This is a genomic window from Enterobacter sp. RHBSTW-00975, assembly GCF_013615235.1.
In the GTDB taxonomy this organism is placed as follows: domain Bacteria; phylum Pseudomonadota; class Gammaproteobacteria; order Enterobacterales; family Enterobacteriaceae; genus Enterobacter; species Enterobacter ludwigii.
Window position 1 is genome coordinate 1915464 of the sequence record NZ_CP055883.1, and the last position, 22220, is coordinate 1937683.

Below are 22220 nucleotides of genomic sequence, written 5' to 3' on the forward strand. Positions count from 1 at the left end.
CAATGTAACAATGATAATCATTATCAACAAAGTGAAAATTCACGGCAAGCGTTTTTGTGAAAAAACTGTGATGGGATCAAAACAGAAGAGGATGTGGCCGTGCGCGAACGTAGACCCTCTCCCGCAGGAGAGGGTAAAAGGCAAGGACTAAAAACGTGAATCGACTGCTGCCGCCAGTTTCTCCAGCAGCAGTTCGCTGTCTTCCCAGCTCAGGCACGGGTCGGTGATCGACTGGCCGTAAACCATTGGCTGTCCGGCTACGATTTTTTGCGTGCCTTCCCGGATAAAACTTTCGGCCATAATGCCCGCGATGGCGGTTGAACCGCTGACGATCTGCTGGCAGATCTCATCACACACGTCCAGCTGGCGGCGATGCTGTTTCTGGCAATTGCCGTGGCTGAAATCCACCACCAGGTGTTCCGGCAGGTCGAACTCGGCCAGCGTTTCACACGCCGCAGCAATATCTTGCGCGTGGTAATTAGGCTTTTTCCCGCCACGCATGATGATATGCCCGTATGGGTTGCCGCTGGTCTGATAAATGGTCATCTGACCGCGCTTATCCGGCGACAGGAACATATGGCTGGCACGCGATGCACGGATCGCGTCAACGGCAATTCGCGTGTTGCCATCGGTACCGTTTTTAAATCCAACCGGGCAGGAGAGGGCAGAGGCCATCTCACGGTGGATCTGGCTTTCCGTGGTGCGCGCACCGATAGCGCCCCAGCTGATGAGATCGGCGATAAACTGTCCGGTCACCATATCGAGAAACTCGGTGGCCGTCGGTACGCCCAGCTCATTGACCTGCAAAAGCAGTTTACGCGCCAGCTCAATACCATAATTAACACGGTAGCTGCCGTTCAGGTCCGGGTCGGAAATCAGCCCTTTCCAGCCCACGACGGTGCGCGGTTTTTCAAAGTAGGTGCGCATGACAATTTCAAGGCGATGCTGGTACTTGTCCCGCAGTCCCTGAAGCCGTTTTGCGTAATCCATTGCGGCATCCAGATCGTGGATGGAGCAAGGGCCAATCACCACCAGAAGACGTTTGTCTTCGCCATTAAGGATTTTTTCAATGCGACGGCGGGATGCCGTGACATGTTCCGCTACACCCGCGGAAACAGGATGCCGCTGTGCCAGTTCAGCCGGTGTGACCAGGCTGTCAATGCGCGCAGTGCGGAGTTCATCGGTTTTATTCATGAAATGTCTCAGAAAAATTTTTGCTTCATCGGCAGACTACCGGGAAGTGATGGGCATCACCTTAAACCAATCCCTGCTGAATTCAAGTTCGGCGCGCCTGCGCGCCGAGGATGTGGTGATGATACCCGATTCTGAGTTATTGTACTAGCATGTTAGTACATGCGTCGGTTGAGCCCCATGATATCGAGGATTTTGGTGGCGATCTCTTCTACCGAATAGTTAGTGCTGTTTAGCCACGGGATCTGGTTTTTGCGGTACAGCGCTTCCACCTCGGAAACCTCCATTCGACACTGGCGCATTGAGGCGTAGCGGCTGTTCTCACGGCGTTCTTCACGTATTGCCGCCAGCCGTTCCGGGTTGATGGTCAGGCCAAACAGCTTGTGCTGGAGCGGCTTAAGGGCGGCTGGAAGCACCAGATTGTCCATGTCGTCAGCAATAAAGGGGTAGTTGGCGGCGCGGATACCGAACTGCATCGCCAGGTAAAGGCTGGTCGGGGTTTTCCCGCAACGCGAGACGCCAAGCAGTATCACCTGCGCCTGGTCGAGGTTACGCAGCGAAATACCGTCGTCGTGCGCCAGGGTGTAATCAATGGCGGCGATACGCGCATCGTATTTGGTCAGGTTGCCGGGGTTCAGCCCGTGCGTTCGGTGGGCGATAGGCGTCGGGTCGAGTTTCAGTTCGCTCTGCAGCGGGGCCACCAGCGCCTGGACGATATCCTGACAGAACCCTTCACTTTGCAAAATAATCGCGCGAATTTCAGGGATCACGATGGAGTAGAAGACCAGCGGGCGGACCCCCGTCTGCTGGAAGATGGCGTCAATCTGGTCCTTCACCGCCTTTGCACGGCTCTCATTTTCCACAAACGGCAGCGTGATGCTGTTAATCGAAACGGGGAACTGCGACATCACCGCATGTCCCAGCACTTCGGCGGTAATCGCCGTACCATCAGAAATATAAAAAACGTGGCGATCGACAGCATTATCCATTTTACCCACCCTGAATATCGTACGTAATTGTCTGAAAGCATAAATTAAAAAAGTAAATTACACAGCAAAGAACTTATCCTAATTATAAATGAAACGGTGTTTTTGATTTTCCTGAAAAGTGGATTTCATTTTTCAATTAGCGACTTTATTTTTAGGGTTTTGGCTGAATATATAGGAATCATCGGGTTAGCGGATGGTGGGAAAGTATCCGAAAAGTTGAAAATTTAAATTGCTTACACGATTCACCGTTTTTTTAGCGGAAATAATTATGCCAGTATAAATACGTAGTCAGGTGTTTCTTACTCCGATCAAATATCACAAAAGGATTGTTTCGATGTCCAACAATGGCTCGTCACCGCTGGTGCTTTGGTATAACCAACTCGGCATGAATGATGTAGACAGAGTTGGGGGCAAAAATGCCTCCCTGGGTGAAATGATTACAAATCTGTCGGGTATGGGTGTCTCCGTACCGAACGGGTTTGCCACAACCGCCGATGCCTTTAACCTGTTTTTAGACCAGAGCGGTGTAAACCAGCGCATTTATGACCTGCTGGATAAAACGGATATTGATGATGTGACCGAGCTTGCGAAAGCCGGTGCCCAAATCCGCCAGTGGATTATCGACACACCTTTCCAGCCGGAACTGGAAAAAGCCATTCACGAAGCCTACAACCAGCTCTCTGCGGATGATGCTCAGGCGTCGTTTGCCGTGCGTTCTTCTGCCACCGCGGAAGATATGCCCGATGCGTCATTCGCCGGACAGCAGGAAACCTTCCTTAACGTCCAGGGTTATGACGCCGTGCTGGTGGCGGTGAAGCACGTCTTCGCGTCCCTGTTCAATGACCGCGCCATCTCTTACCGCGTGCACCAGGGCTATGACCATCGCGGCGTGGCGCTTTCTGCTGGCGTACAGCGCATGGTGCGCTCCGACGTGGGCTCTTCCGGCGTGATGTTCTCCATCGACACCGAATCCGGCTTCGACCAGGTGGTGTTCATCACCTCGGCGTGGGGTCTGGGTGAGATGGTAGTACAGGGCGCGGTGAACCCTGACGAATTCTACGTTCATAAGCCGACACTGGCCGCAAACCGTCCGGCGGTCGTTCGCCGCACGATGGGCTCGAAAAAAATCCGCATGATCTATGCCCCGACGCAGGAGCATGGCAAGCAGGTTAAGATTGAAGACGTACCGCAGGAAATGCGTGACCGTTTCTCCCTGACCGATGCAGAAGTGCAGGAGCTGGCGAAACAGGCGGTACAGATCGAAAAACACTACGGCCGTCCGATGGATATCGAATGGGCCAAAGATGGCAACACCGGCAAGCTGTTTATCGTGCAGGCGCGTCCGGAAACTGTCCGCTCCCGCGGTCAGGTGATGGAGCGTTATACCCTGCACGCACAGGGCAAAATCGTGGCGGAAGGCCGCGCGATTGGCCATCGCATCGGTGCCGGTCCTGTCAAAGTGATCCATGACATCAGCGAGATGAACCGCATTCAGCCAGGCGATGTGCTGGTGACCGACATGACCGACCCGGACTGGGAACCGATCATGAAGAAAGCGGCGGCCATCGTCACCAATCGCGGTGGCCGTACCTGCCACGCGGCAATCATCGCCCGTGAGCTGGGGATCCCTGCCGTTGTCGGTTGCGGTGACGCGACCGAGCGCATGAAGGACGATCAGAAAGTGACCGTCTCCTGTGCGGAAGGCGATACCGGTTACGTGTATGCCGATATTCTCGACTTCAGCGTGAAGAGTTCAAGCGTCGATACCATGCCGGATCTGCCGCTGAAGATCATGATGAACGTTGGTAACCCGGACCGTGCGTTTGACTTTGCCTGCCTGCCGAACGAAGGCGTTGGCCTGGCGCGTCTGGAATTTATCATCAACCGTATGATTGGCGTTCACCCGCGCGCGCTGCTGGAATTCGACGACCAGGACGCGAAGCTGCAGAACGAAATCCGCGAGATGATGAAAGGTTACGACTCGCCAAAAGAGTTCTACGTCGGTCGTCTGACCGAGGGGATCGCCACGCTGGGCGCGGCGTTTTATCCGAAGCGCGTGATCGTGCGTCTGTCCGACTTTAAGTCAAACGAATACGCGAATCTGGTGGGGGGTGAGCGTTACGAGCCAGAAGAAGAGAACCCAATGCTCGGCTTCCGTGGCGCCGGACGTTATGTTTCTGACAGCTTCCGTGCCTGCTTCGCGCTGGAATGTGACGCCGTGAAGCGCGTGCGCAACGACATGGGACTGACCAACGTTGAGATCATGATCCCGTTCGTGCGTACCGTGGATCAGGCGAAAGCGGTGGTGGAGGAGCTGGCACGTCAGGGTCTGAAGCGCGGCGAAAACGGGCTGAAGATTATCATGATGTGTGAAATTCCGTCCAACGCCCTGCTGGCTGAGCAGTTCCTGGAGTACTTCGACGGCTTCTCTATCGGCTCGAACGACATGACGCAGCTGACGCTCGGTCTTGACCGTGACTCCGGCGTGGTCTCTGAACTGTTTGATGAGCGTAACGAGGCGGTGAAAGCGCTGCTGTCGATGTCCATCCGCGCGGCGAAGAAACAGGGTAAATATGTCGGGATTTGCGGTCAGGGTCCGTCTGACCATGAAGACTTTGCCGCATGGCTGATGGAAGAGGGGATTGACAGCCTGTCCCTGAACCCGGACACCGTGGTGCAAACCTGGCTGAGCCTGGCCGAACTCAACAAGTAACGCCATCAGCACCAGAAAAAGGCGAGGATATATTCCTCGCCTTTTTTATTTCATGCCTTATTTGCTCCCCATCACAAATAAAGTAAAAAACCAAATATCATAATTTGTCTGTTAATTTAGACAATTGTTAGCGCGCAAAGCGTTGCTAATACTTGAGCCTTACCGCGCATTTCCCTCGCTGATGCGCAACTGGTTGAAATACGTTTTAACCTGATAAAAAGGCAAATAACAATGACAATCTCCTCTGTATTGCGTACCAAAGATAAAATAGGTTATGGCTTAGGTGATATGGCCAGTGCGCTGGTCTGGCAAACGGCAACCTTATTTCTCGCCTATTTTTATACGGATGTTTTCGGTTTGCCAGCGGCCATCATGGGCACCATGTTTTTAGTGGTGCGCGTGGTGGATGCTTTTGTCGACCCCTGCATTGGCGCGCTGGTCGACCGCACTCAGACGCGGCACGGTCGCTTTCGTCCCTGGCTATTGTGGTTTGCCATCCCATTTGGCGTAAGCTGCCTTATCACCTTCTATGTACCGGACGTCGGGCCGACGGCGAAAATCGTCTATGCCTGCGTTACTTACGCCATCTTAAGCCTTATTTATTCCGCGATTAACGTCCCGTATTGCGCCATGCCCGGGGCGCTGACGCTGGATCCGCGTGAGCGTCACTCGCTGCAGTCCTGGCGCTTCGGCCTGTCGTTCATCGGCGGGTTGATTGTGACAGTGATCGCCTTACCGCTGGTCTCGCTGTTAGGCCAGGGCAACGTTCAGAAAGGCTATTTCTATGCCATGAGCATGATGGGCCTGCTGGGTATTATTCTCTTCTTCTGCTGTTTTCTGATGACCCGCGAGCGTTATTCCCCGCGCAATGACACCTCGGGTTCGATGATCGGCGATTTAAAACTGCTGGCCGGAAATAGCCAGTGGCGAATTGTTTTCCTGTTTAATATTTTGCTGTTAACCGCAGTGGTGACGCGTGGTTCTGCCACCATGTATTACGTGAAATATGTGCTTCTGCGCCCGGAGCTGGTATTTGCCTTTATTGTTTCCGGGATGGTGGCGTCCTTAACGGGGGCATTATTATCTGAACGTCTGTTGGGGAAATTTGACCGCGTCCGTGCCTATCAGTGGACCATTATTTCCTTCGTGATTTTCGGCGCGCTGATTTTCTTTCTGCCGCCTTCGCAGATCTGGCTGATTTTTGGCCTCAACATTATCTTTAGCTTTATTCAGAACCTGACCACGCCGCTGCAGTGGACCATGTTCTCTGATGTGGTCGATTATGAGGAGCATCGCAGCGGCCGTCGTCTGGATGGTCTGGTCTTTTCTACCGCGCTGTTTGCCATCAAATTTGGTCTGGCGCTGGGCGGGGCGGTGGTCGGTTGGGTTCTCGGGATGGTGGATTATGCGCCCGGTCAGGCAACCCAGGCACCGCACGTGCTCTCTACCATTAATGCGCTCTTCACCCTCATCCCCTGCGTGCTGTTCCTCTGTATGGTCGCGCTGCTGACCATTTACAAACTCAACAGCAAGCTCGTCAATTCCATCGCCCGCGAGCTGGCCAGCAAACGCGAGGTGCGAGACGAGACAGGACAACTCACCCCGGCCACCCATTCCGCAATACAGGAGTAACACATGACTGCGATTTATAAGGACGCGGGACGTCCCGTGCATGAACGCGTCGCCGACCTACTGGCACGCATGACCCCGGAAGAGAAGTTCGCCCAGATGCATGCCTACTGGTTGATCCTCGATGAAAACGGTAACCACCGCGAACGCAGCGATCTGAGCGATGAATTCGCGGGTGTGAGCGAACAGGCTGCGCTTAGCGAACGGCTGAAACTGGGGGTGGGACAGATTACGCGTCCACTGGGCACCCATATCGTTGATGCGAAAACAGGCGTGCGTGCCGCTAACCGCCTGCAGCGCATGATGATGGAAGAGACGCGCCTCGGTATTCCGGCGCTGTTCCATGAAGAGTGCCTGGTGGGGCTGTTGTGCAAAGATGCCACGCTGTTCCCGTCGTCGCTGAACTACGGTTCGACCTGGGATCCGCAGCTGGTGCAGCGTGCGGCAGAACAGATTGGCAAAGAAGCACGCTCTGTTGGCTGCCAGCAGGGGCTGGCCCCGGTGCTGGATGTCTCTCGCGACGTTCGCTGGGGACGCACCGAAGAGACCTTCGGAGAAGACCCGTGGCTGGTGGGGGTGATGGCTACGGCATACGTGAAGGGTTTGCAGGGCGATAAGCGCGATCTTCTGGCAACGCTCAAACATTATGTGGGCCACTCCTTCAGCGAAGGGGCACGCAACCACGCGCCGGTGCATCTGGGCCTTAGCGAACTGAACGACACCTTCCTGCTGCCGTTTGAGATGGCGGTGAAGCTGGCCAACGCCGGTTCGGTGATGCCTGCCTATCACGATATCGATAACCAGCCCGGACACAGCGACCACTTCCTGATGACAACCGTGCTGCGTGAGCAGTGGGGGTTCGATGGGATCATCGTTGCGGACTATGGCGGCGTGAGCCTGCTGCACCAGCATCATGGCATCTCGCACGATGCCGCCGAATCTGCAGCGCTGGCCTTCAATGCCGGGCTGGATGTCGAACTACCAAAAGATGACTGCGCGCGTCATCTGGCACACGCCGTTGAGCGCGGACTGATTTCCATGGCGAAAGTCGATGAAATTGTTGCTCGCGTCCTGACCGAAAAATTCCGTCTTGGCTTGTTTGAAAAACCGTATGCCGATGAACAGGGCATCGATTTGCAAAATGAGGCAACGCGTCAGGTTGCAAGGGAAGTGGCGACCCGTTCGCTGACGCTGCTTGAGAATAACGGCATTTTGCCCCTCGGCGGCAACCCTCACGTGGCGGTCGTCGGGCCAACGGCAGACGATCCGCTGGCGCTCCTCAGCGGTTACAGTTTTCCGGTGCACTTAATTATTAGCGACATGGTGGAAGAGACCTCGCAGGTCACGACACCGCGCGCGGCGCTCGAGCAGTATCTGGGGGCCTCGCGGGTACGTTATGCCAAAGGCTGTCACATTATCGAAAAACGGATGGCGGGTGCGCCGGTGTTTCCGGGTGACAGCGGCGGTAAACCCATGCAGCAATCTCCGGTCTCGCAGCGTACCGACCTGATCCCTGAAGCCGTAAAAGCCGCACAGGAGAGTGACGTGGTGGTGGCCTGCGTTGGCGATCTCGCCGGGCTGTTCCAGAGCGGAACCGTCGGGGAGGGCTCTGATACCGACTCTCTGAATCTGCCGGGCGTACAGCAACAATTGCTGGCTGCGCTGGTGGCCACCGGCAAGCCGGTTATCGTGGTCATGACCGGCGGGAGGCCTTACAACCTTCAGGGGCTGGAAGATAACGTCGCCGCGCTGATGATGGCCTGGGCGCCAGGGCAGGAGGGCGGCTGGGCGATTGCGGATGTATTAACGGGCCGTGCTGAACCGCAGGGACGTCTGGTGGTCAGCGTGCCGAAAAGCGCGGGAGCAATGCCCTATTACTACAACCACAAGCTCAAAAGTGGCGGCACACCGTTCGCTTTCCATTTTGGCTCCCGCTATCCCTTTGGCTTCGGTCTCGGCTGGACGCAGTTTAGCTGGGGAGCGGCGCGCGTGGCTGAACCCCGCGTTCCGATCGACGGCGAGGTGGTTGTAAGCCTGGATATCACCAATACCGGTGAGCGCAGCGGCAGCGAGGTGGTACAGGTCTATGTCCGGGATAACGTCGCCACGCAGGTGCGGCCATTGCAGGAGTTGAAGGCGTTCCAGCGCGTCACGCTCTCACCGGGTGAAACCGCCACGCTCACCTTTACGTTGCCCGTTGAGATGTTCAACTTTACCCGTCGTGACGGCAAACGGATCGTCGAACCGGGTGAATTTGAGCTGCAGATTGGTGCATCGTCGGCGGATATTCGCGAGGTGGTGACGGTCAATGTGACCGGGGAAACCCGTGTATTGTCAACGGAATGGCGGATGCTCAGCACCTGTGACGTCAGCCGCGCGTAATCAGGATAAAAAAAAGCCCATCGTGGGAGATGGGCAAAGACTACACACAGCAATTCGTTGTTTCACTCAGGGGATTTCCATGCTTATAAATCAAGGTGTTGATTTATAACCGTGTCCTAATAGTAGGCATGTCAGCTTTTAGCGTCGATCAGATTCGTCTCAATAGTTAAAGAGACGTAAAGATTTCTTGAGGTTAATAGGGGACTTAGAGCCGTAATAGCGGGTCTGACCAGTGCGCAACGAATAAATACTTTAGCAACGTTTAAGTATTGAAGGGGAATATGTAGGCCGGGTACGCGACTGCGTTACCCGGCCTGTCCATTACTGCTTGTTCTTATCTTCCAGCTCTTCCAGTTCGCTCAAAATCACGTCCGGGTCCGTTCCCGGAGGCGGGATTTCGTGCACCCAGGCGGAGAACAGACGCCAGGTCACGGCCAGAAGCACCGGACCAATAAACAGACCAATCATCCCAAAGGCAATCAATCCACCAATTACGCCTGAGAGAATAAGGATCAGCGGCAGGTCTGCGCCCATGCGAATAAGGATGGGACGAATAACGTTATCCATGGTGCCGACCACGCAGCTCCATACCAGCAGAACGGTGCCCCACGTGGTATCTCCGGTCCAGTACAGCCAGATAATGCTGGGTACCAGCACCAGCAACGGACCCAGTTGCGCAAGGCAGGTCATCAGCATGACCACGGTGAAGACGGTGGCGTACGGCACGCCAGAAATCGCAAGACCAATACCGCCCAGCACCGCCTGAACCAGCGCCGTTACCACGACGCCAAGCGCAACCGCGCGCACGGCCTGCGCCGCCAGCAGAACCGCGGCATCACCCCGTTTGCCCGCCAGGCGAGTGGCAAAATGACGCACGCCCAAAGCCACCTGCTCACCGCGCCAGTACAGCAGGGCACTAAAGACCAGCATCAGCGTACAGTGCATCATAAAGCGGCCAATGTGCGCCGCCTGACCCACAAACCAGGTGGTAGTGGTGCCAATATACGGGCGCACTTTCGCCATCAGCGCGCTGCCACCCATCTCCAGCAGGCCATGCCAGCCGCTGTAAAGTTTTGCGCCAACAACCGGAATGCTGTTAAGCCAGGCGAGATCCGGCGGCGTCAGATCGCCACTGGTCACGGCGCGAATCACCGGGCCGCTGGAGTCGACAAGGCTGTTGACCAGCAGCGCAACGGGAATAATGAACAGCAGGAACAACAGCAACGTCATCACCAGGACCGCCAGCCCACGACGTCCGAAGAGCAGTTTCTGCAACCGTAAGAGTAAAGGCCAGGTGGCAACCACAACGGTTGCAGCCCAGGCGAAGCCGAGAATGAAGGGTTGAACGATCCACAAACACGCAATAATCATGAGGGCCAGGAACAGCACCGACAGCAAAATTTGCGCAACATCCCTGGGCTGGCGAAGATTGACCATAAATGAAACTTTCCTTAATTGAACACCAGCGTGGCTGGCGGGAACGGAAAACCGCGATTCTCTAATCATTAATGATTTCAGCGATTTTTGACAGGCGAATTCTGCCTGTAATTCTGCAGAGCGTATAAGAAAAAAATGTGATAAAACTTTTACGATACACGCAAACGATTTCACACCTCTAATTAGGGTCGACAGTAATGATCCCACAGATTTCTCAGGCACCTGGCGTCGTTCAGCTGGTGCTTAATTTTTTGCAGGCACTGGAGCAACAGGGTTTTACAGGGGATACCGCCACACATTATGCCGACAGGCTGACAATGGCGACCGACAACAGTATCTACCAGCTTCTTCCCGATGCAGTCGTGTTTCCCCGTTCAACGGCCGATGTGGCGCTTATTGCGCGACTGGCAACGCAGGAGCGATTTACCTCGCTGGTGTTCACGCCACGCGGCGGCGGCACCGGCACCAATGGTCAGGCGCTGAACCAGGGCATCATCATTGATATGTCGCGCTATATGAACCGCATCATTGAGATCAATCCCGAAGAAGGATGGGTGCGTGTCGAAGCGGGCGTCATCAAAGATCAGCTTAACCAGTACCTCAAGCCTTATGGTTACTTCTTTGCCCCTGAGCTCTCTACCAGCAACCGTGCGACAATCGGTGGGATGATTAACACCGATGCCTCCGGGCAGGGGTCGCTGGTCTACGGTAAAACCTCCGATCACATTCTTGGCGTGCGTGCGGTGCTGCTGGGCGGCGATATCCTGGATACCCAGCCGATGCCGGTCGAACTGGCGGAAACGCTGGGTAAAGATAACACGGCCAACGGGCGGATTTACCGCACCGTGCTTGAGCGCTGTCGCGAAAACCGCCAGCTGATCCTCGACAAATTCCCTAAACTGAACCGCTTCTTAACCGGCTACGACCTGCGTCATGTCTTTAACGATGACCTGACGCAGTTTGATTTAACCCGCGTGCTGACCGGCTCCGAAGGGACGCTGGCATTTATTACCGAGGCGCGGCTGGACATTACGCCGCTGCCGAAAGTGCGTCGGCTGGTGAACGTCAAATACAACTCCTTCGATTCTGCCCTGCGCAATGCGCCCTTTATGGTTGACGCGCGGGCGCTGTCGGTGGAAACCGTCGACTCTAAAGTGCTTAATCTGGCTCGGGAAGACATCGTCTGGCACTCGGTGAGTGAGCTTATCACCGATGTACCTGATAAAGAGATGTTGGGTCTCAACATCGTTGAATTTGCCGGCGATGACGAAGCGCTGATTGAAAGCCAGGTCACCACGCTCTGTCAGCGGCTGGACGAACTGATTGCAGCAGGCGAAGGTGGGGTGATTGGCTGGCAGCTTTGCAGCGAACTCTCCGGCATTGAGCGTATTTACGCGATGCGTAAAAAAGCGGTGGGGCTGCTGGGCAACGCGAAGGGGGCTGCCAAACCGATTCCCTTTGCTGAAGACACCTGCGTCCCGCCTGAGCATCTGGCGGATTACATCGTTGAGTTCCGCGCCCTGCTGGACAGCCACGGTCTGAGCTACGGCATGTTCGGCCACGTGGATGCCGGGGTGCTGCACGTGCGTCCTGCGCTGGACATGTGCGATCCGCAGCAGGAGATCCTGATGAAACAGATCTCCGACGATGTGGTGGCGTTGACCGCGAAATATGGCGGCCTGCTCTGGGGAGAACACGGGAAAGGGTTCCGCGCGGAGTACAGCCCGGCGTTCTTCGGTGAAACGCTCTACGCTGAGCTGCGTAAGGTCAAAGCGGCATTCGATCCGGATAACCGTCTCAACCCGGGTAAAATTTGCCCGCCAGAGGGCGTCGATGCCCCAATGCTGCAGGTGGACGCCGTTAAGCGCGGCACCTATGACAGACAAATCCCGATTGCGGTGCGCGCCTCCTGGCGTGGTGCAATGGAGTGTAACGGTAACGGTCTTTGTTTCAACTTCGACGTGAAAAGCCCAATGTGTCCGTCGATGAAAATTACCAGTAACCGCATTCACTCGCCCAAAGGCCGCGCGACGCTGGTCCGCGAATGGCTGCGTCTGCTGGCCGACCGCGGGGTTGATCCGCTGAAGCTGGAACAGGAATTACCGGAAAAACGCGCCAGTCTGCGCTCGCTGATTGAACGTACCCGCAACAGCTGGCATGCGAACAAAGGCGAGTATGATTTCTCCCACGAGGTGAAGGAGGCCATGTCCGGCTGCCTGGCCTGTAAAGCCTGCTCAACCCAGTGTCCGATCAAGATTGATGTGCCGGAGTTTCGCTCACGGTTCCTGCAGCTTTACCATACCCGCTATCTGCGTCCAATGCGTGACCATCTGGTGGCGACGGTGGAGAGCTATGCCCCGCTGATGGCGCGTGCGCCGAAGACCTTTAACTTCTTCATCAATCAGCCGCTGGTGCGAAAGCTTTCCGAAAAACATATCGGGATGGTGGACCTGCCGCTGCTGTCAGTCCCTTCGCTACAGCGTCAGCTCGTGGGGCACCGCTCGGCGAACATGACGCTGGAGCAGCTTGAGGCGCTGACCCCTGAGCAGAAAGCCAATGTGGTGCTGGTGGTGCAGGATCCGTTTACCAGCTACTACGATGCCCAGGTGGTGGCCGATTTTATCCGTTTGGTAGAAAAACTGGGCTATCAGCCGGTGGTACTGCCGTTCTCACCAAACGGCAAAGCGCAGCACATTAAAGGTTTCCTTACCCGTTTTGCGAAAACGGCGCGGAAAACCGCTGACTTCCTCAACCGGGTGGCGCAGCTAGGGATGCCGATGGTCGGTGTCGATCCGGCGCTGGTGCTCTGCTACCGCGATGAGTATAAGCAGACGCTGGGGGAGCAACGTGGTGATTTCCACGTCATGCTGGTGCACGAGTGGCTGCCGGCGGCGCTGCAACAGGCGACCGTGAAGGATGTGAGCGGTGAATCGTGGTATCTGTTCGGCCACTGCACGGAAGTGACGGCACTGCCGGGCGCCCCGGCGCAGTGGGCTTCTATCTTTGCCCGCTTCGGGGCGAAGCTTGAGAGCGTCAACGTGGGCTGCTGCGGCATGGCAGGTACCTACGGGCACGAAGTGAAAAACCACGAGAACTCGCTCGGTATCTATGAGTTGTCGTGGCATCAGGCGATGCAGCGTTTGCCGAGGAACCGCTGTCTGGCCACGGGCTACTCCTGCCGAAGCCAGGTGAAACGGGTTGAAGGGAACGGGGTGCGTCACCCATTACAGGCCTTACTGGAGATAATTGGATGATCTGGAAACGAGCCGTGACACTGCAGGCGCTGAATGCCATGGGCGAGGGGAATATGGTAGGGCTGCTGGACATTCAGTTCACGCGTATTGGCGAGGATGAACTGGAGGCCACGATGCCTGTCGATCATCGCACGCATCAGCCGTTTGGTTTATTGCACGGCGGCGCATCCGTCGTGCTGGCCGAAACCCTGGGGTCCGTGGCGGGTTATCTTTGCACCGAAGGGGAGCAAAAGGTCGTCGGGCTTGAGGTGAACGCGAACCATATTCGCTCGGTGCGAAGTGGACGGGTGCGCGGCGTTTGTCGCGCGCTACACGCCGGTAGCCGCCATCAGGTGTGGCAGATTGACATTCTTGACGAGCAGGATCGGCTCTGCTGCTCGTCGCGACTGACGACGGCGGTCGTGTAAAGTTTTCAGATGTTTTGCCTTTGGTCAAAAACTAGCCAGCCTCTTGTGATATACTGGTCAGGTTTTGTACATAAGCGAGGACATCATGGATACTGAAATAACCCCAACACAGCTGGCAATTGAATATTTACGTCGTGATAAAAGCAACCTGTCTCCGGCGCAGTACCTGAAAAAGCTGAAACAGCTTGAACTGGAGTTCACAGATTTGCTGGCGCTCTCTTCAAATGAGCTTAAAGAAGAGATCTACTTTGCCTGGCGGTTGGGCGTTCACGTCCATTGATCGTGACAGTAAAAAAAAGGCCGCGTCAGCGGTCTTTTTTGTATCTGACGTTCAGTACCGGGCAGGCAGTTTATTGATTTTAACGAGCCTGCCATCTTCTATCTCAATGAACCCGCCTGTTTTCAAATCCGCCAGAATACGCATTACCCCACTGCGCGACAGCTGGGTTTTTTCGCGAATATACCGCTCTGCGGTGATGGCGTTGCGATAACTCTCATCTTCATCCATCAGCTTTATCAATTGCTGGCGAATCATCTCATAGGCCGTGGGCGCGCCCTGAGGCATCACATTATTGTATAGCCGGTTATAAACAAACATCAGGTGCTTAGACAACAACCCCCATAACCCATTCTCTTTGATAACGGCTTCCACCTGAGCGGTGGTAAGCATACCCGTCAGGCAGGGGGTCACGGTTTTCAGATAATCATTGAAGTAGATGTCTGTCAGATTGGCGAGGCCAAAAAGCGCCGGGCTACGTGCGGTAGTGAGCATCATGTTGTCGCTTCTGCGGTAGATAGCAACGGTGCCTTCGAGGATCAAATAGCACACGCTCTGGCCATTAACCTGGAGATCCAGCTGTTCGCCGGGAGCGACATTGCGCGTGGTACAGTAGGGTTGCAGGAATGAAATCAGTTCTCGCGCGTAAGGAGAACCACGATGCGTTTTTTCAGTAGAGGACATAACCTATAACCCGTAGCGATAACCCCCCTGATTATAGCGTTACTCCTTATCGTAAACACGAGGCCAATCAGTATTTACGTGGTAAATGACGGATTTCCAGCAGCACGCCACGCTCCATCGTGATGTACTTTCCGGTACGCAGTTCCGCGAGAATACGCATAATCCCACTGCGTGAAAGGTAGGTTCGACTCTTGATATACGCTGCCGCCGTGATGTTTTTCCGTACGGCATCTGGCTCCTGCATCAGTTCGACCAGCTGAAACCGGATAATGTCATAGGCTGACATCTGCGATATTTGTGCGCAGTGCTCGTATACCCGGGAGGCGGTATAGATGAGTAACTTTGAAAAATGTTCCCATAAGTTTTTTTCCGCCACGATCTTATTAAAATTATCCAGAGAGACATGCGCTATTTCTGAGGTTTCAAGCGCTCTGACGTACAGATGTTCAGAGGAGAACTGGCTGCTGACACCCAGAATAAAAGGTGAGGATTCTGAGTTTAAAACAATACCATCGCCACGACGATGCAGCGCAACGCTGCCGTGTAACAGCAAAAAACAGAGGCGAACATCATTATTGTGATACTGGATAATTTCGCCTTTCGCGAGAATATGCCTTTCCGTAAAAGGCAGCACAGTACTGATTAACTTATCAATATGGGCATACGGCTTTAAATCCAGTACGGTAGATTTTACATCGGTGAGGACCGCTGTCATTCGCGTGTTCATAAGGTGCTCCACTGCTTTCATTGCGATCATGGGTGACCGGCGTAGAGAATTATCTTAAAAAACAGCGACTACGGGAATATGCAGCACAGGTCTAAAAGTAGACTTTCAATATTATCCTGACTAACATTTTGAATTTAATGATCTTAACACTCCGGTCTATTAATAGACTGCCTGTTATATGCATAAGGCATTCCTTATTTACAATGTTTTATTTTTGTTAATTACGGGTCTACGGAAAGACTCCGAAAATGATTGTCGACGTCAACGGAGTTGTATAAATTTTATTTCATCGACAGCAAGTCATATGCGTCTTCAGACGTTTAATGAAATAAAGTTATTTCATTTTTTTCGCTGCTGTCTGTAAAAGGCAAAACATTAAGCGGGTGAAAAAACCGACGCGTCTTTTTGTCTGAATGTTAATAATAAATAAAGTAATACAGGATATAGCATGATGAAAAAAACACTTCTTCTGGCAACGATCGCAGCAGGTTCCGTACTGACAATGGCCAATGCGTTTGCCGCTGCAGGTACCGTTAATTTTAACGGAAATATTCTGGATTCTGCCTGTGATGTTGATGTGGCATCGCAGAACCAGGTGGTTGTACTTGGGGATTATTATAAAACAGAGTTTACCGCGACGGGGGCGAGAACCGCGGCAACGAAATTCGATATTATTTTGAAAAATTGTCCGGTCTCGGTCACGAACGCCAAAGTGCGCTTTGACGGTACTCCGGATGCGTCTAATAGTAATCTTCTGGCGATTGACACCTCCGTGGCGGGTGCCGCAACGGGCGTGGCGATCAACCTGATGACCGCGGATAAAGCCGACCTGCCTCTGCATGGCAGCAATGGTTACACCTACATGCTCAGCAGCTCCGCAGACAATACGCTCAATTTCTATGCCCAGTATATTTCGACCACGGCCAGCGTCACGGCAGGCCCGGCGAATTCTGTCGCCAACTTCTCGGTGGTTTATAACTAGCTCTTTTGCCTGAACGTCGGGGGTCGCCCCGGCCCCCAATTTTATGAGGAACAGAATGTATTTTTTCAGAACCCCTTTACTGGCAACAGCGTTGTTATCTCTGATGCTGTCAACGGCTCATGCCGGCGTCATTATTGGTGGTACGCGCATTATTTTTGATGGCGCTAAAAAGGAAACGTCACTCAGTGTGAATAACCCTGATGGTACGCCGTATTTAATTCAGTCATGGATCGACGTGCCGGAAGGGGCGTCAGGCAAGGTGCCTTTTATTATTACGCCGCCTTTGTATCGTCTTGATGGCGGGCAAAAAAACGTTGAGCGCATCGTGATGACGGGGGCACTGCCTCAGGATCGGGAAAGTTTATTCTGGCTGAATATTAAAGCGATTCCGTCTGCCTCAACGCAGATGAACGCATTACAAATTGCGGTTAAAACGCGCATCAAACTGATTTATCGGCCCGCTGAGCTGCACGCGTCCACGCCTGACGAACAGGCCAGTCAATTACGCTGGCGCAGAACCGGGAATGAACTTCAGGTTAATAACCCGACCGCGTATGTCATCAATTTTAATGAAATCACCCTTGGGGGTAAAAAAATCGATGACGTGTCGTATGTCTTACCCGGTGGCTCAGTCCGTTTCACGTTACCGCAAGGGGCCAGCAGCAGCGTACTGACGTTTAAAGTGATTAATGACTTCGGCAGCCCTGGGGGCGCGCATCAGGCAACCTTATAACCGGTGAAATGCGGGCATTGCCTGTCATAAATGAGTTCAAAGCGATGGCAATACATTATTTTCGGGCTCGACCTGCACCCTGGCGACAGTGATCGGATTAATACTTGCAGGTTCATCGCAGGCGCTTTTTGCCGGTGAGACATTTAATGCCGAACTGGTTGAACTTGATAATCCAGGAAGGGGGAGAACGGATTTATCGGCATTTGAATCCGGATCGCAGGCACCCGGCACCTATCACGTCGATATTGTTCTTGATGACCAGCTAATGGCGACCCGCGATATCACCTTTACTGCAGTAAAAGACGAAAAGGGCAATGACGTCCTCCGACCGTGCCTGAGTCTTGACCAGTTAAAACAGTGGGGCGTAAGAACCACGCTTTTCCCGCAGCTGGCGGCGAACAACGGTGAATGCGCAAACCTTCAGGCGATCCCGCAGGCCAGCAGCGATTTTCAGTTTGGCGCACAGCGGCTGGTGATCAGCATTCCTCAGGCCGCCATCGACCTGCCAGCCAGGGACGCGGTTCCGCCAGAGATGTGGGATGAGGGGATTAATGCCGCCATGCTTAATTACAGTCTGAGCGGCGCAAACGCGTGGGCGAAGAACACTCGCGGCAGCCAGAATGATAGCCAGTACGCCAACCTGCGCCCCGGGGTCAATATCGGGCCGTGGCGCTTACGTAATTACACCACCTGGTCACGGGATTCCACCGGTGAGGATCGGTGGGACAACGTGTATACCTATGCGCAGCGCGCCGTCATTCCGCTGAAAGCACAGCTGATTATCGGGGACAGTACCGCACCGGCGGATGTTTTCGACAGTATGCCATTTCGCGGCGGTCAGCTGGCCTCGGATGATGACATGCTGCCGGACTCTCTTAAAGGCTATGCGCCCGTGGTCCGCGGCATCGCGCGAACCAATGCGCAGGTGGTGGTCCGCCAGAATGGTTATCAAATTTATCAGAGCTACGTGGCGCCAGGCGCGTTTGAAATCTCGGACATGTATCCCACCGGCGGCGCAGGCGATCTGGATGTGACCATCAAAGAGGCTGACGGGAGTGAGCAGCATTTCACGCTGCCTTATGCCTCGCTGCCGGTCCTGCAGCGGGAAGGACGACTGAAGTATGCGGTGACGGCCGGGCAGTATCGCGCCTACAACAGCCGCGTGGAGAAAACGTCCTTTGGTCAAATCACCGGTATTTATGGGATTCAGCACGGCATCACCCTTTACGGTGGGATGCAGGGGTCTGATAAATACCGTTCAGTGGCGTTTGGCATCGGTAAAAACATGGGGGATATCGGCGCGATCTCTGCCGACGTGACCCAGGCCTGGTCAACGCCGAATAACACCGACAAAACATCCGGTCAGTCCTTGCGCGCGCGTTACAGCAAAAATATGGCGAAGACCGGGACAAACTTTTCAATTGCGGGATACCGATATTCAACCCGTGGCTATTACGGGATGCAGGACGTGCTGGATTCCTACGGCGACAGCAGTGCCCTGCAGGACCGGCGGCGTAACCGTGCTGAACTGACCATGAGCCAGACGCTGGGCGGCGCACTGGGTTCACTGACGCTCAGCGCCGCACGCGAGGATTACTGGAATTCTGGTCAGGCGATGGCCTCCTGGAGCGTGGGCTACAACAATGACTGGAACAACGTCAGTTACGGTTTGACCTGGACCTACAGCAAGAATGGACGCGGGAGCGCGCAAAACGCGGACCACGATCGGTTGCTGGCCTTTAACGTCAGCGTACCGTTGGACAAATTCTTGCCGCGTACCTGGGCTAACTATGGCATGAACGCCAGTAAGCACAACGGCACGACGCACGTGGTCGGGCTGAACGGCGTGTCTCTGGAAAACAGCGCCCTGAACTGGAACGTGCAGCAAGGTCATGGCACACAGGGCACGGGAAATACCGGCAACCTGAACGGCGACTATAAAGGCACCTATGGCGAAATTGTCGCGGGCTACAGCTACGACAAACACAACGAGCGCCTGAATTACGGGTTGCAGGGGGGCGTCATTGCTCACCGTGACGGCATCACGCTTTCGCAGCCGCTCGGTGAAACCAATATCCTGGTGAAAGCGCCGGGTGCAAACGGTGTCGATATTCGCAATCAACCCGGGGTTCGTACGGATTTCCGCGGGTATACAGTGGTTAACAATCTGTCGGTATACCGAAAAAACGACATCACTCTTGAGCCGGAAACTATGCCGGATGACGTGGAACTTGAGATTAATACGCGCACCGTAACACCGACCCGCGGGGCGATAGTGGAAGCCGATTATAAGTCTAAAATCGGGCGCCGGGTGCTAATGACCCTGTCCGACGGACAGTATGCCGTTCCGTTTGGTGCGGTCGTCACGCTCAAAGGCGACAGCAACAGCAGCTTTATTGTGGGCGACCGTGGTCAGGTCTATTTAACGGGACTGCCCGGACAGGGAGAAATCGTGGCAACCTGGGGAAATCAACCCGGTCAGCAGTGCCGCGCGCAGTTTAGCCTGCCTGCACATCCCACCTACGGCGGAATAACCGACGTTAACGCGCTTTGCCGCCAGGAAGGTTAAAAATGAAATTTGCTTTATCTCTGATCCTGCTCTGTTTACTGAGCGGGTGGAATAGCGCCCGTGCCGGCACCTGTACAACCATCACGCCGCAAATATCGACGATATCTGTGGGCACGATTAACGTGCAGCGTGATGCCCCCGTGGGCACCATTATTTTTTCTCGCGCCGCCTCATCAACGGGAACCTATTTAACGGGATGTTCTAACCCGCTGATGCTGGGATTCAGTATGCGATATAACATTGGGAACCTGAGCAGCTACGGTAACCATGTTTATGCCACCAATGTCAGCGGTATTGGTATTCGCTTTTCCTCGGGGAATTATTTTGAAAACCCGGCTTACACGTTTTCGTATAACGCGGTGACGTCGTATGTGGATTGGTTTGGTGGAAAAGTTGAGCTGGTGGTGACCGGCCCGGTAACGTCGGGCGCTTTAACGCCGGGCGTTATCGGAACCGTGGCGCTTCAGGGAAGTGACGGTGTTTATCGTGACGGTCTGACGGTCCAGTTAACTGACGGCACAATTAATGCGCTGGCATGCACGATAACGACGGCGCAGTTGACGTTCCCGATAGGCGATATTCCGGCCTCATCGTTTGGCTCCGTTATTGGAACCACGCCATCCGGCGCCCAAAATACGCAAAATCTGGGGTTAACCTGCAGTGCCGGCACCAATATCAGTGTGTCACTCAGCGGTATGCAAAATCCGGACAGCGCCAATACCAGCGTCATGGCATTAACCGGTCAGGGGAATGCCGGTACGGCAAAAGGGGTAGGGGTTCAGCTACTTTATAACGGTTCTCCTTTGGTGATGAACGGTCGACTGTTATTAAAACAGTCTGCGGGAGGACAGGAGACGCTCCCGTTAACCGCGCGCTATTACCAGACGTTAACCACCGTGGAATCAGGCTCGGCAAATGCGTCAGCCACGCTTACGATAACCTATCAATAACCGGTGAGATGATGAAAATAATTCCCACGGCGTTGCTTGTGTCGGGTTTACTGTGCGGCAAAGCGCTATGTGCAGACAGCGTAAATATCGGGGTCTCCGGAAATATCGTGGCCTCACCCTGCCTGTTTAATAACGGCAATACGAATCTCGATATTAATCTGGGCAATATCCAGGCGAGTAATATGGTGACGCCAGGATCATCATCAGACCCGGTTACGTTTGATCTGTTATTTACCCAATGTCCGGTGGGGACGCGTAGCGTCACCGCTACCTTTACGGGTACACCCGACCCTGTTGCCGGCGCCGACTATTACATTAACCGCGGTACGGCCACCCACGTGGCGATAGCAATGCGCGAGGCCGGAAGTGGCATACTGAAAGGGAACGGCTCCAGCATGACGGAATATGTTGCCTCAGACCGGACGGCGAAGATGGCGATGCAGGCTGCGGTTATATCCACCGGAGGCAGGGCGGCGCCCGGCACCCTCAGCGCAGTGGTGGTCATTACGCTGCAATACAATTAAGTCGCGCGGGATTTCACGCGCATTTTTGCTTCCCGTCGGTGTAGCCTATGTTGAATATTTTAATTAGCGAGACGGATTCGTTATTTCAGTCTGGTCTGCAGTATTTTTTTATGGATTTCTTTTGGCGTAATTTTAATGACTGTATTCACTTTGATTATGAAATGACGCCGCATAACGTCAGCACGGCGGATATTATTGTCCTCTCTTTATGCCAGGGGGAAACCCTGACCTGTTTTCCGGAATTACAGTCACGGCAAAAAGGCATTGTGATCGGCTGGGTTGACGATGAGCAACGGTCTACGGCGTCGCAATCCTGTTATCAGGATATTATTTTCATCTCCCGCAGGGCCTCTCTTGACATGATTGGCGAGACGGTATGGTGCGCGTGGCGTAAAACGCAGTTGAAGGGGCATGTGCTGCAGAAAACGTCCTGTTTCGATTGCGAGCATAAAATATTATCACCGCAGCAAATACGCATCGTCATGAACCTGTATAAAGGCTTATCCGTTATGCAGACGGCAGACGCGTTACAGATCAGCTATAAGACCGTTTTTGCACACAAGTACATGATCATGCAAAAATTTAACCTGCGAAGTGATTATGAGCTTATCGCGCTGCTCAACAGGATGGTGAAGAAAAACGGCACCCCCAATATTTTTCGTGATTCTGTGAGACAGGGTTTACAGGACCGCCCCTGTCTGGAGGCGTAAAGGCACTTTTATTGATGACAGGAATAACGGAAACAAGTGTTCGGTTATGAAACTTTAGAGTT

The 22220-nt window shown here is 54.1% G+C and carries 17 protein-coding genes and 1 other RNA gene; 12 read left to right on the plus strand and 6 right to left on the minus strand.

From position 1 onward, the window contains the following. Positions 1–147: 147 nt before the first annotated feature. Entirely contained in the window at positions 148–1194 is a 1047-nt protein-coding gene (gene aroH, locus HV340_RS09275; protein WP_025204385.1) for a 3-deoxy-7-phosphoheptulonate synthase AroH, read from the minus strand. A 152-nt stretch (positions 1195–1346) separates the two neighbouring features. Beyond that, the gene (gene ppsR, locus HV340_RS09280; RefSeq protein WP_020884387.1) at positions 1347–2180 is read right to left on the minus strand and encodes a posphoenolpyruvate synthetase regulatory kinase/phosphorylase PpsR; all 834 of its coding nucleotides are present in this window, start codon (positions 2178–2180) and stop codon (positions 1347–1349) included. A gap of 334 nt (positions 2181–2514) precedes the next feature. On the opposite strand from ppsR, the gene ppsA reads away from it, so the two are divergent. The 3 genes from ppsA (at position 2515) to HV340_RS09295 (ending at position 8904) form a co-directional block, all read left to right on the plus strand. Then, positions 2515–4893 (plus strand): phosphoenolpyruvate synthase, encoded by a 2379-nt coding sequence (ppsA, locus tag HV340_RS09285; RefSeq protein ID WP_020884386.1) that lies wholly within the window; start codon positions 2515–2517, stop codon positions 4891–4893. 231 nt (positions 4894–5124) lie between these two features. Next, the gene (locus HV340_RS09290; protein ID WP_020884385.1) at positions 5125–6525 is read left to right on the plus strand and encodes an MFS transporter; all 1401 of its coding nucleotides are present in this window, start codon (positions 5125–5127) and stop codon (positions 6523–6525) included. A gap of 3 nt (positions 6526–6528) precedes the next feature. Further along, entirely contained in the window at positions 6529–8904 is a 2376-nt protein-coding gene (locus HV340_RS09295) for a glycoside hydrolase family 3 N-terminal domain-containing protein (RefSeq protein ID WP_059305557.1), read from the plus strand. A gap of 5 nt (positions 8905–8909) precedes the next feature. On the opposite strand, the gene rprA is transcribed toward HV340_RS09295, so the two are convergent. Both rprA and ydiK read right to left on the minus strand, forming a co-directional pair. After that, positions 8910–9017: antisense sRNA RprA (rprA, locus tag HV340_RS09300), an RNA gene on the minus strand. A gap of 208 nt (positions 9018–9225) precedes the next feature. After that, positions 9226–10341 carry an AI-2E family transporter YdiK gene (gene ydiK / locus HV340_RS09305; protein ID WP_020884383.1) on the minus strand — a complete coding sequence of 372 codons (1116 nt, stop codon included), beginning with the start codon at positions 10339–10341 and terminating at the stop codon, positions 9226–9228. Positions 10342–10538: 197 nt separating this feature from the next. Between ydiK and HV340_RS09310 the strand changes: the two genes are divergently transcribed. From HV340_RS09310 to HV340_RS09320, 3 genes are all read left to right on the plus strand, one after another. Beyond that, positions 10539–13595 (plus strand): FAD-binding and (Fe-S)-binding domain-containing protein, encoded by a 3057-nt coding sequence (locus HV340_RS09310; protein WP_059305558.1) that lies wholly within the window; start codon positions 10539–10541, stop codon positions 13593–13595. Next, positions 13592–14002 (plus strand): 1,4-dihydroxy-2-naphthoyl-CoA hydrolase, encoded by a 411-nt coding sequence (gene menI, locus HV340_RS09315; RefSeq protein ID WP_020884381.1) that lies wholly within the window; start codon positions 13592–13594, stop codon positions 14000–14002. The genes HV340_RS09310 and menI overlap by 4 nt, the downstream gene beginning before the upstream one ends. A gap of 85 nt (positions 14003–14087) precedes the next feature. After that, positions 14088–14282 (plus strand): YdiH family protein, encoded by a 195-nt coding sequence (locus HV340_RS09320; protein ID WP_003857766.1) that lies wholly within the window; start codon positions 14088–14090, stop codon positions 14280–14282. 51 nt (positions 14283–14333) lie between these two features. Here the strand turns inward: HV340_RS09320 and HV340_RS09325 are convergent, their stop codons facing one another. Both HV340_RS09325 and HV340_RS09330 read right to left on the minus strand, forming a co-directional pair. Next, positions 14334–14963, minus strand: a complete 630-nt coding sequence (locus HV340_RS09325; RefSeq protein ID WP_014169722.1) for a winged helix-turn-helix transcriptional regulator — start codon at positions 14961–14963, stop codon at positions 14334–14336. A gap of 67 nt (positions 14964–15030) precedes the next feature. Next, positions 15031–15690, minus strand: coding sequence for a winged helix-turn-helix transcriptional regulator (locus HV340_RS09330; RefSeq protein ID WP_025204381.1), 660 nt, complete (start codon positions 15688–15690; stop codon positions 15031–15033). 451 nt (positions 15691–16141) lie between these two features. Here HV340_RS09330 and HV340_RS09335 point away from each other — a divergent pair, with 451 nt between their 5' ends. The 6 genes from HV340_RS09335 (at position 16142) to HV340_RS09360 (ending at position 22158) form a co-directional block, all read left to right on the plus strand. Further along, the gene (locus HV340_RS09335) at positions 16142–16672 is read left to right on the plus strand and encodes a fimbrial protein (RefSeq protein ID WP_020884377.1); all 531 of its coding nucleotides are present in this window, start codon (positions 16142–16144) and stop codon (positions 16670–16672) included. A gap of 55 nt (positions 16673–16727) precedes the next feature. Continuing rightward, positions 16728–17405: a molecular chaperone gene (locus HV340_RS09340; RefSeq protein WP_063925059.1), complete on the plus strand. Its 678-nt coding sequence runs from the start codon at positions 16728–16730 to the stop codon at positions 17403–17405. 79 nt (positions 17406–17484) lie between these two features. Beyond that, positions 17485–19974 carry a fimbria/pilus outer membrane usher protein gene (locus tag HV340_RS09345; RefSeq protein WP_181216547.1) on the plus strand — a complete coding sequence of 830 codons (2490 nt, stop codon included), beginning with the start codon at positions 17485–17487 and terminating at the stop codon, positions 19972–19974. Positions 19975–19976: 2 nt separating this feature from the next. Then, positions 19977–20924, plus strand: coding sequence for a fimbrial protein (locus tag HV340_RS09350; protein WP_063925057.1), 948 nt, complete (start codon positions 19977–19979; stop codon positions 20922–20924). Between the two features lie 11 nt (positions 20925–20935). Then, a complete protein-coding gene (locus HV340_RS09355) occupies positions 20936–21448 on the plus strand; it encodes a fimbrial protein (protein WP_063925056.1) in 513 nt (170 codons plus the stop codon). A gap of 47 nt (positions 21449–21495) precedes the next feature. After that, positions 21496–22158 carry a LuxR C-terminal-related transcriptional regulator gene (locus tag HV340_RS09360; RefSeq protein ID WP_086463342.1) on the plus strand — a complete coding sequence of 221 codons (663 nt, stop codon included), beginning with the start codon at positions 21496–21498 and terminating at the stop codon, positions 22156–22158. The last annotated feature ends 62 nt before the right edge of the window (positions 22159–22220 follow it).

Coding starts and splice junctions, on each gene's coding strand:
- aroH (WP_025204385.1), bottom strand. CDS start 1,194: ATGAATAAAACCGATGAACTCCGCACTGCGCGCATTGACAGCCTGGTC.
- ppsR (WP_020884387.1), bottom strand. CDS start 2,180: ATGGATAATGCTGTCGATCGCCACGTTTTTTATATTTCTGATGGTACG.
- ppsA (WP_020884386.1), top strand. CDS start 2,515: ATGTCCAACAATGGCTCGTCACCGCTGGTGCTTTGGTATAACCAACTC.
- HV340_RS09290 (WP_020884385.1), top strand. CDS start 5,125: ATGACAATCTCCTCTGTATTGCGTACCAAAGATAAAATAGGTTATGGC.
- HV340_RS09295 (WP_059305557.1), top strand. CDS start 6,529: ATGACTGCGATTTATAAGGACGCGGGACGTCCCGTGCATGAACGCGTC.
- ydiK (WP_020884383.1), bottom strand. CDS start 10,341: ATGGTCAATCTTCGCCAGCCCAGGGATGTTGCGCAAATTTTGCTGTCG.
- HV340_RS09310 (WP_059305558.1), top strand. CDS start 10,539: ATGATCCCACAGATTTCTCAGGCACCTGGCGTCGTTCAGCTGGTGCTT.
- menI (WP_020884381.1), top strand. CDS start 13,592: ATGATCTGGAAACGAGCCGTGACACTGCAGGCGCTGAATGCCATGGGC.
- HV340_RS09320 (WP_003857766.1), top strand. CDS start 14,088: ATGGATACTGAAATAACCCCAACACAGCTGGCAATTGAATATTTACGT.
- HV340_RS09325 (WP_014169722.1), bottom strand. CDS start 14,963: ATGTCCTCTACTGAAAAAACGCATCGTGGTTCTCCTTACGCGCGAGAA.
- HV340_RS09330 (WP_025204381.1), bottom strand. CDS start 15,690: ATGAACACGCGAATGACAGCGGTCCTCACCGATGTAAAATCTACCGTA.
- HV340_RS09335 (WP_020884377.1), top strand. CDS start 16,142: ATGAAAAAAACACTTCTTCTGGCAACGATCGCAGCAGGTTCCGTACTG.
- HV340_RS09340 (WP_063925059.1), top strand. CDS start 16,728: ATGTATTTTTTCAGAACCCCTTTACTGGCAACAGCGTTGTTATCTCTG.
- HV340_RS09350 (WP_063925057.1), top strand. CDS start 19,977: ATGAAATTTGCTTTATCTCTGATCCTGCTCTGTTTACTGAGCGGGTGG.
- HV340_RS09355 (WP_063925056.1), top strand. CDS start 20,936: ATGAAAATAATTCCCACGGCGTTGCTTGTGTCGGGTTTACTGTGCGGC.
- HV340_RS09360 (WP_086463342.1), top strand. CDS start 21,496: ATGTTGAATATTTTAATTAGCGAGACGGATTCGTTATTTCAGTCTGGT.